The sequence below is a fragment of the Cyanobium sp. BA5m-10 genome, from assembly GCF_024346255.1.
Classification (GTDB): Bacteria; Cyanobacteriota; Cyanobacteriia; order PCC-6307; family Cyanobiaceae; genus Cyanobium_A; species Cyanobium_A usitatum.
In genome coordinates this window covers 1-6,655 of the sequence record NZ_JAGQCP010000084.1, presented here as the reverse complement: position 1 = coordinate 6,655, position 6,655 = coordinate 1, and the positions used below count along the sequence as shown (strand labels likewise).

8 protein-coding genes are annotated in these 6,655 nt (G+C 63.1%); 7 read left to right on the top strand and 1 reads right to left on the bottom strand.

Annotated features, from left to right (window positions below; all coding sequences use genetic code 11):
- The 3 genes from KBY85_RS15485 to KBY85_RS15475 all read left to right on the top strand — a co-directional run.
- Positions 1-1,041: hypothetical protein (locus tag KBY85_RS15485; RefSeq protein WP_254962359.1), on the top strand; the 1,041-nt coding region annotated here is incomplete at its 5' end.
- The gene (locus tag KBY85_RS15480; protein WP_254962358.1) at positions 1,038-1,265 is read left to right on the top strand and encodes a hypothetical protein; all 228 of its coding nucleotides are present in this window, start codon (positions 1,038-1,040) and stop codon (positions 1,263-1,265) included. The genes KBY85_RS15485 and KBY85_RS15480, both read left to right, overlap by 4 nt.
- Complete coding sequence (locus tag KBY85_RS15475; RefSeq protein ID WP_254962357.1) at positions 1,262-2,047, top strand: hypothetical protein; 786 nt, start codon at positions 1,262-1,264, stop codon at positions 2,045-2,047. Before KBY85_RS15480 ends, KBY85_RS15475 begins: the two co-directional genes overlap by 4 nt.
- A gap of 132 nt (positions 2,048-2,179) precedes the next feature.
- Here the strand turns inward: KBY85_RS15475 and KBY85_RS15470 are convergent, their stop codons facing one another.
- Positions 2,180-2,977, bottom strand: coding sequence for a helix-turn-helix domain-containing protein (locus tag KBY85_RS15470; RefSeq protein ID WP_254962356.1), 798 nt, complete (start codon positions 2,975-2,977; stop codon positions 2,180-2,182).
- Between the two features lie 257 nt (positions 2,978-3,234).
- On the opposite strand from KBY85_RS15470, the gene KBY85_RS15465 reads away from it, so the two are divergent.
- From KBY85_RS15465 to KBY85_RS15450, 4 genes are all read left to right on the top strand, one after another.
- Positions 3,235-4,029, top strand: coding sequence for a hypothetical protein (locus KBY85_RS15465; protein WP_254962355.1), 795 nt, complete (start codon positions 3,235-3,237; stop codon positions 4,027-4,029).
- Positions 4,016-5,767, top strand: coding sequence for a hypothetical protein (locus tag KBY85_RS15460; RefSeq protein WP_254962354.1), 1,752 nt, complete (start codon positions 4,016-4,018; stop codon positions 5,765-5,767). Before KBY85_RS15465 ends, KBY85_RS15460 begins: the two co-directional genes overlap by 14 nt.
- Before the next feature lie 225 nt (positions 5,768-5,992).
- Positions 5,993-6,154, top strand: coding sequence for a hypothetical protein (locus KBY85_RS15455; protein ID WP_254962353.1), 162 nt, complete (start codon positions 5,993-5,995; stop codon positions 6,152-6,154).
- A gap of 243 nt (positions 6,155-6,397) precedes the next feature.
- Positions 6,398-6,655: ParA family protein (locus KBY85_RS15450; protein WP_254962352.1), on the top strand; the 258-nt coding region annotated here is incomplete at its 3' end.

Genomic DNA, 6,655 nt, shown 5'->3' with positions numbered 1-6,655 from the left:
CGCCAGCTCAAAGCAACGCTGATCGCAGAAGCGCCCGGAGTCGTCCAATGGGCCTGGTCGATGGGCGAGCAGGCCATGCACAACACCCTGGCCAACGTTGGCAGCATCAAGGCCGTGAAGACTGCAGCGGAGGAAGCCGCACTAGAGCGCGAGCCCATCCTGCGCTTCCTGCTGGAAACGTATTCGGCCGGGACAACCAGCATCGAAGCTGCAGACCTGTTCCTCTCATGGCGCCGCTGGGCAGAGGCGCAAGGGCATGAAGCCGGATCCTCAACCCGGTTCGGCCGGGAGATCAAGAAAGTAGATGCGGTGACCTACAGCAGGACAAAGGCCGATCGGTTTTACAGCATCGACGCGATGGAGGGCTTCAACATTGCCCGCCACCTCGGCATCGAAGAACCCGATCAGGAAGGCGAATCAGTGACAGGTTGCGGTGACGGGTTGGCCTCAAACCCGTCACCCAACCCGTCACCAAACGCGTCACCTGACCCATGGGCACAAGGCAAGGAGCCAGAGGCACCCGGTGGTGACGAGTTCAACCTGTCACCAGAGGCAACCTGTCACCCCAACCTGTCACCGTCAGAAGCACTGCAGGGGAAGGGGTCTGGTGATGAGGTGACAGGTGTGACGGGTTTTGAGCCAAAAACGCATATAGAGAAACAGGTCTGTATCACCACGAACACCGCAAAGGCCTATAGCGCCGAGTTTGCTCGCAAACCTGTCACACCTGTCACCAGGCCTTCGATCGACCAGATCCCACAGCCTTTCGACCAGATCGAGCAGGTCTTAAGGCTGCAGTCCAAAGCTCGACCACCCGCTCACCGCGATCCGTCAACGGTTGCGGAATGGGTTGAGCTGGGATTGGCTGAGCTGCGGGTCGCGCCGCATATCTCCCACCTCCCTGAGCTGGTGGCCTGGGCCAAGCGACACCCATCCGCGCCGCCTATCTCCCACAACCAGCTGGCCGGCGCCTTGGATCGGCTCCAGCGTGACGACCGCGACGACGATCAGCAGGGCCTCAACCTGGCGGTGGTGGCATGACCAAGCTCACCGCCGCATCACTCCGGGCCGGCTGGCGACCCGATCCGCTGCCGCCGATGCCCACCGCCCTGCCGGCTGACCCGGCCGATGTTTGGTGGGTTGGCGTTGCAGCTGGCATCGCCCAAGGGCGCCGGCTGGCGGCCCTGGAGATCGAGCAAGGTCACTCGATCCGTGCGGCTGGCGGGCTTTGGGATCGCCCCGCCGGACAGGAGGTGAAGCCATGAGCACCGTCAGCCTGCGAGCCGCCGCCACTGCCCTGGGCGTGGCAAAAAGCACTCTCTCCCAGCTACTCCGCCGCGAGCCCAGCCTGGCCGCTGCGGTGGTGGGACGCGGGGCCAGGGGCAGCCTGGAGATTGACCTCGACCTACTGCGCAGCGCCTGGGGCCAGCTGCAGGGTCCAGAGCCATCTCCAGTGCTTAGCGCTAAAGCCCTCTACGAAGCCGAACGGCGGCGCCTTTTGTGGTGGCAGCTTCAAGGCCTGGTGGGGCAGCTGGAGGATCAGGCCAGCCGCCTGGCCAATGCCGCCGAGCTGACCGCCGCGCTCGATCAGGAGGTGGCCGATGCGATCGCCATTGCTCGCACCTGGGCCGCTAGCACCGAAGTGGCCGCCGTTGCAGGCCAGCCTCAAGCCCAGGCGCGGATTGAGCTGCAGGCCTCCATCGTGTCGCGACAGCAGGAGATCGCCGATCGGGGCAAGGTGCCCTCAGCACCGCCACCCCAGCCGCCCTCGTTGGCCGTGCCCGACCCGCTGCCTAAGTTCTGGGAGCTGAAGGCCGCTATCGAGGCCACCCGCGCCGAGCAAGCCGAGCTGGCTCACCGCCTGGCCGTGGGCGAACTGGCCGAGGCTTCCGTGGTTAGCGATCGATATGTCGGAATTGCGCGTCAACTCCGCGATGGCTGGCGACAGGCCGGAGAACATGTCGCCCTGCAGGCCCGCCGGCTGGACACTCCTGAATCAGTGAGGAAGGCTGCACTGCATGCACTCTCAGCCGCTGGCCTGAGTTGAGAGTGGGCAACTGTCCGTGCTGTTTGGGGAGCTGGCTATGGCCGAAAAACGGGGCGCGAGGGCGCGCAGACTATTGGCTCCCACAGTACCTTGACATATGTACCCATGTTGTGGTAGGCGGCGCCCCTACCCCTAGTGGCAGGTGGGCGCCGCAGGTTCCTGCACCCCGAGCAGCGCATCGAGGATCTCAGGGTTGACCTTGAACGTGCGACCTGCAGGCAACCAGTTCTCGCCTGGAGCGCCGAGCCGACCTTGCTTGCACCATCGAAGGATGGTCGACTTTGAGATCCCGAGCAGCTCAGCCGCATCTGCAGCGGTGAACCAATCAGCCGGCGCTGGTGGCAGTGGAGCTGGTGATGGCTCAGGCTCAGGCTCAACCAGGAATCCCCAAGCATCGAGCTGCTGAATGGCTTCCACCGCTTGGGGTGGTTCCGGCAACTCATGTAGGTGATCGGCTTCCACCGGCTCAGGTATCAGCTCAGGCTCACCCTGGTGATCTTCAGGCTCATCGACCTGGGGCTGCGCTCTCACCCGCTTAGGCCTGCCGCCGTGACTCTCGGGAACGATGCGCTGCAGCATTGGCGATGGCATCTCGATCGCCGCCGCAGCCGGGTCATCCTGAGCAGCCGCAAAGATCTGATCGAGACGCTGGTGGATCTCGGCCGCCTGATCAAACGGGGAGCTGGCAAGGATTCCAGGCACTCCCGTCACGAGGCTGGCTCTGGCGGAAGCGGCCACGGTCTCGGCTCCTAATGCTGGCCAGATCAGGCCGACCAGCTCCAGGGCCAGCTCGGCCGTTTGCTGCAAGGTGCACTTCCGGCCGATCAGTGATTCCGCTCTGGTGGCTAAATCTTCAACCCGTTGGCGCCAACCTGTCTCGGATAACTGAACGGCGGGCCAGAGAATCTCGATCGTGCTGGTGGTGGCCAATGATGCAGTGCTGCTGGCTCAATCTGCTGAGCGCAGCTAAGAACGAATCCACCTAACCCGGCACCCCAGGCCGGTCATCGTCCACCTGGTGGAGCGGGTCGCCGGGTAATGGCTGCCACCCGATTCGCAATATCAGCCTGGCCGCCGGAACATGCTCCGGTGATGGTTGCGGCACCCGCGTGGATTCAACGGCAACGGGTTGCATTGATTACCGCGAAAACATGTCCATAGGCTAAAGGCGACGAGCCGAGACCTAAATGGCCGATGAACTAACCGAAGTGGTTTCGGCGCGATTAACACCCGCCGAAGCCGAACATGCAAAAACACTTGGCAGCGGTTCTGCATCTGCTGGCGTGCGCAGATCACTCCGGCTGAGCAGCACAATCAGCGGCGCCACAACCCACGGTGCTGCCCGCCTATCCCAACTGCTGGAGCAGGCTCTGCCCTTGGCCCACGGCCTGGAGCAGGTAGCCGCCGCCGACGTGGTGGCAGCGACAAGTGGCGCCGCCTGGATGCCACGGCCCACCGCTGGCCTGTTGCTGGAGTTCCGGCGCTTGGCACCCGGCTCCGTATTGGCGCTGCCCCATGGCGTGCTGGCGTTTGGCACTGACCCGGCCGGCGCTGATTCAGTGCTGGCGATTGACCTGGAAGCGGGGCAATTCGCGGTAACGGCACTAGGCCAGGCCGCTGAACACGCTGTTCAAATTGATGGCGCTGGAGCGGTGGCTGCAATCTGCGACGCCATGGCGACGGCCCACCACCTGGCCCGGCTGGCCGTTGTCGAAGGTCGGCCTATCTCAACCGCCGTTGCCGAGTGCCCGGCCCTGAAGCTGCGCATCCATGCCGCCGATCAGCAGGGCCAGGCCGTAATCGAAGTGGCTGGATCTGTTATCCAGCTGCACCCGCTGGGGTTCCTGGAATTGATGGCCGAGTGTCATTGCCTGCTGGCCCGCACCGTTGCGCAATCGTTCGCCGATCGCCAGCAGCTCGAAGGCCTACTGGAGCAGCCATCGCCCGCCGTTTCCTGGCAGAGGACTCATGGCGAACCCTGAAACTCTGCTGCGGCTGCAGCCGCTGACCGGTGCTGCTGCGACGGCAAACGAAACCGATCGCACCATCGAGTTGACGGTGGCCACTGAGACGCCGATCAACGATCTGGTGTTGCGGTGTCAGCCCGGCTCAGTGGAGTTCGGCCCGGCGCCCGTGCCGGTGCTGCTGAACCACACAAACAGCACCGCCGAGATGGCCGGCCGGCTGGTGTCAATTCGGTTTGAGCGTGGCCAGCTGATCGCAGTTGCCCAGTTCACCGATGCCCCTGCGGCCGACGCGGGTTGGCAGCTGGCCCGCAGCGGTTGCGCTGTGAGCGTTGGCGCCACATACCAGCAGGACGCCATCGCCCTGGGCCGCAACACCGCGCCAGACACGGTGACGAAGTGGCGGCTCCGTGAAGCGAGTTTGGTCGCCGTTGGCGCCGATCCAATGAGCACAACCAGATCAGCTGATTTTCACAACAAACAAGAGGAAACTCCCGTGACCATGACCATCGACAGCAACAACGAACAGACCCTGGACAAGATCGAGCGCGCTCGCACAGTGGCGATTCTTGACTGTGCCCGCAAACTCTCCGTCTCTGACGATCTGGCCCACCGCCTGATCGAAGACGGCGTGGAGCTGTCCGAAGCCCGCATGGCCTTGATCGATGCCCGTTCTGCCGAAGAACGCAAAACCCCAGCGCAATCCCGCAGCGAGATCATGCCCGTTAATCAGGAATCACAGCTGGCCCAGAGCATCAGCCGCGCCATGTCTGGCGAGCGCCTGGCCGAGCCCCTTTGGCTCCAGCTGCGCCGCGAAGGTGTCCCCGGCCGCAACAGTGCCGACGTGTTCCGCAGCTGGCTGCAGGGACGCCGCGATGCAACCATCAGCCGGGGAATGCACTCAACGAGCGACGCCCCGGCTCTGTTGCTGGGCGCTGGCGATCGGATGCTGCAGGCTCAGTTCGCTGTAGCCGCTGGTGGCGTACTTGCCGCCGCTGATGTACGTTCCCTGAACGACTACCGCCCTGCGTCAATCATCGACGTGGGCAAAGTCGGGTCCGCTAAAAAGATTCTCGAAGGGGGCGAAGTTAAGTTCTCGACTATCGCTGAATCGAGCGCTTCTTACAAGCCAAATCGCTGGGGAGACGGCCTATCTGTAAGCCCCGAAGCCTTGGCCAACGATGATCTCGACGGTTTGCGTCAGGCCATCAGTGAGCTGGGCGCCGCCGCACTTGACGCCGAGAAAAGTGAGCTGGTGTATTTGCTCGAAGGATCGAGCCTGGGCGCCACGGCAGCCGATGGCGCGGCCCTATTCCACAGCTCGCATAGCAATGTGATCAGCTCCGGCCCCTTGGGGATCGACAAAATTGGCGCCGCCGTTGCGCTCCTACGCGGTCAGAAAACGGTTGGCGGCCGGCACATTGATCAACAGCCCGGTGTGATTCTCTGCGGCCTACAGGCAGAAATGACTGTCAGGCAGTTACTGTCCGATACCGTCACACCTAACACTCCGGCCAATGTAAACCCATTCCAGGGCTTGACTATAGAAGTCGACCCACGAATCGGCGATACCTATCTCTACCTAATCAGCGCCGGGCCCCGCAAGCCCCTGGAGCTGGGTAGGTTGTATGCTGCGCCGCTAGTTAGCGACGAAGTTCATTTCGATACAGGCTCTTATCGTATCAAAGCCGAACATGCTTTCGGCGTGGCAGTCTCTGAGTTTCGCGCCATTGTGCGGATGAAGTTAGCCGCCTGATATATAACGGCACCCCGGCAGTTTCTATAGCTGCCGGTCCGCAGGTGCTGGTTACATCTGGTGCCTGAGGCAGGGCCCGTGGGTCGTTCCGCCCCTGCCAAGATTTTGAGAGAGCCGGTCAGAGATGGCCGGTTTTCTTTTGGGTGGGTGGCGATATGGGCCCAGCCGCGATATGATCACCACAGGCCCAGGCGAGCGCAGCAGAAAGCGCCCTAGGCCAAAGCAATGCACCCCGACACTTCCGCCGCCCTGCGGCTGCTGGTGCTCGCCCTGGAGGCACACCCGGAAGATCTAGCCATCCTGCAGATCTACGGGGATATGGGCGAACACCTGGCCGATTTGATTAGCGACTACATCGACGAAGACGAAACCAGCGACGACGACTAACCCCCGCGATGCCACGGCCGCGTCACTGCTGATGCTGCAGATACGCGGCACCCATCACCCTGTCGCTGTGCCAGTTGCCCCAGTCACAGCCGCACCCATCACCCTGCTGGTGGAGCCCAGCACCCGCTGAGCCGGTCCAATCCCGGTAGTACAGCGGGGCCAAAAGGGGTTGGGTTTTGGTGGTGTGCCAGTTGCGATCGGGCAGGGGTTCGGCATTATTTCAGCACCGGCTGACTTGCTGAAGTGCTGATCGCAGTTCTGAACCAAAAGGGCGGCGTGGGCAAGTCGACCACCGCAGTGCACCTAGCCCGCTGGCTCCAGCTGCAGGGGCGATCCGTTCACCTTGTCGACCTGGACCCGCAGCAGACCGCGACCGCATGGCTAGCCGATGCCGAAGGCCTGACCATCCCCAGCAGCGTCATAGATGCAACTGCTGATGCCGTGCTCGAGCACCTGCCGAGGTTGGCCAGCGGCGCCGATGTGGTGGTGGTAGATGGCCCT

Bases quoted from the DNA above. Each gene is read 5' to 3' on its own strand.
- KBY85_RS15480 (WP_254962358.1), top strand. From the start codon at position 1,038: ATGACCAAGCTCACCGCCGCATCACTCCGGGCCGGCTGGCGACCCGAT.
- KBY85_RS15475 (WP_254962357.1), top strand. From the start codon at position 1,262: ATGAGCACCGTCAGCCTGCGAGCCGCCGCCACTGCCCTGGGCGTGGCA.
- KBY85_RS15455 (WP_254962353.1), top strand. From the start codon at position 5,993: ATGCACCCCGACACTTCCGCCGCCCTGCGGCTGCTGGTGCTCGCCCTG.
- KBY85_RS15460 (WP_254962354.1), top strand. From the start codon at position 4,016: ATGGCGAACCCTGAAACTCTGCTGCGGCTGCAGCCGCTGACCGGTGCT.
- KBY85_RS15465 (WP_254962355.1), top strand. From the start codon at position 3,235: ATGGCCGATGAACTAACCGAAGTGGTTTCGGCGCGATTAACACCCGCC.